Annotated in this window: 1 protein-coding gene; it reads right to left on the bottom strand. The window is 70.7% G+C overall.

All coding sequences use genetic code 11. The features are described from left to right. Window positions 1-87 precede the first annotated feature (87 nt). Entirely contained in the window at window positions 88-984 is an 897-nt protein-coding gene (locus tag ACFU6K_RS38940) for an alkaline phosphatase family protein (RefSeq protein WP_380671395.1), read from the bottom strand. Between the last annotated feature and the right edge of the window lie 472 nt (window positions 985-1,456).

Here is a 1,456-nt window from a genome sequence, read left to right on the forward strand (position 1 = left end):
CGACCGAACGGCCACCGGCCCGGGCTCGGGCTCGGGATCAGGCGCGGGCTCGAACCCGAACCGGGGTCAAGTCCCGATCACCGCAGGTCAGTTCCAGATGCCCGTGATGTCGGCGGCGGAGGCCGCGTTGCCCGCGTGGCCGGTGGTGCCGGCCAGGTCCTCCAGGGTGCGCAGCACGTTGTAGTGGTTGTAGGTGGTGGCGCTGCTGCTGCCGGGCGTCACGTGGGCGCCGTAGACCAGGGTCGGGATGCGGTTGCCGGACAGCTTGTTGTCCTCGTCGAAGGTGACGACCAGCAGGCTGTTGTGGGTCTGCGCCCAAGTGGCGTACGCGCCCAGGTTGTTCTTGATCCAGGTGTCGCCGGTGCCGACCGAGCAGTCGTGCATGTCGCTGCAGAGGTTCGGCACCACGAAGGAGACGTTCGGCAGGGTGCTGTAGTCGGTCGGGAACTGGGCGAAGGTCTTCGCCGAGCTGACCGGGACGTTGCCGAAGCCGAACCACGGGTTGTGCTTCTGGGCGTAGTTGCCGCTGCTGCAGACGGTGCTGCCCTGGCTGGGCAGGGACTCGTTGTAGCTGGCCCAGGTCTTGCCGGCGGCGATGACCTCGGAGGCCAGGTTGGCCGCCTGGAAGCCGCCGACCGTCACGCAGCTGTCGTCGACGGTGCCCTGGGTGGAGCCGGAGAACAGCGCGTAGTAGTTCGGCTCGCTCGGGTGGGTGATGCCGAAGGACTGGGTGAGGTTGGCACCGCCCGCCTTCAGGGTGTTGTTGAGGTACGGGGCGCTGCTGCTGCCGATGACCTGGGTGTAGGCGTGATTCTCCATCACCACGACGACGATGTGGTCGGGCGCGGGCAGCGCGGCCGCCTGGGCGGTGGGGGCGGTGGCCGCCCACAGGCCGGCGGAGGCGGCGAGCAGGGCGACGGCGGAGCCGATCGCGGTCGCGGTGCGGCGGGAGCGGGGGCTCAGGGGCTTTGTGGACGAAGTCATGACAATTCCTCGGGTAGGAGACGGCCTGGCAGGCGGCAGGACGCCGCCCCGGCCCCGCCGGCCGGGCCGGAGCGTGGGGACGCTCCGTGGTCGGCGAGGGGGAGACCGGTGCGGCGGGCGCACCGGAGTGCGCGGAAGCGCCCGAACAGCATGGGGCCCCCGGGTCGTCGCGGGCAGACGACAGCAGGTGAAACCTTGGCCCCGGAGCGGGAAACGGACGGTGCGGCCGCCCCCGACCGCCTCCGACCGTGCCCGACCGCGCCCGACCGCCTCCGACCGCGCCGAAACCGCCACTGACAACGCGAAATGCGGGCGAACCGGTTCACATTGCCAGCAACCGCCCGGTCCGGTGATAGTGATCTTCGAACGGCGCGGTCCGACACCGCGTCAGCTGACGAGAGAACCGAGGAACATGGCGAAGACCAGCCTTCTGCGTCCGCTCGCGGTGGCCGCCGCCGGCGCCGTCCTGGTG

Origin of the sequence: Kitasatospora sp. NPDC057512 (genome assembly GCF_042802135.1) — a bacterium.
Taxonomy (GTDB): domain Bacteria; phylum Actinomycetota; class Actinomycetes; order Streptomycetales; family Streptomycetaceae; genus Kitasatospora.

Excerpts from the sequence above, each read along its gene's own strand:
- ACFU6K_RS38940 (WP_380671395.1), bottom strand. The coding sequence starts at position 984 with ATGACTTCGTCCACAAAGCCCCTGAGCCCCCGCTCCCGCCGCACCGCG.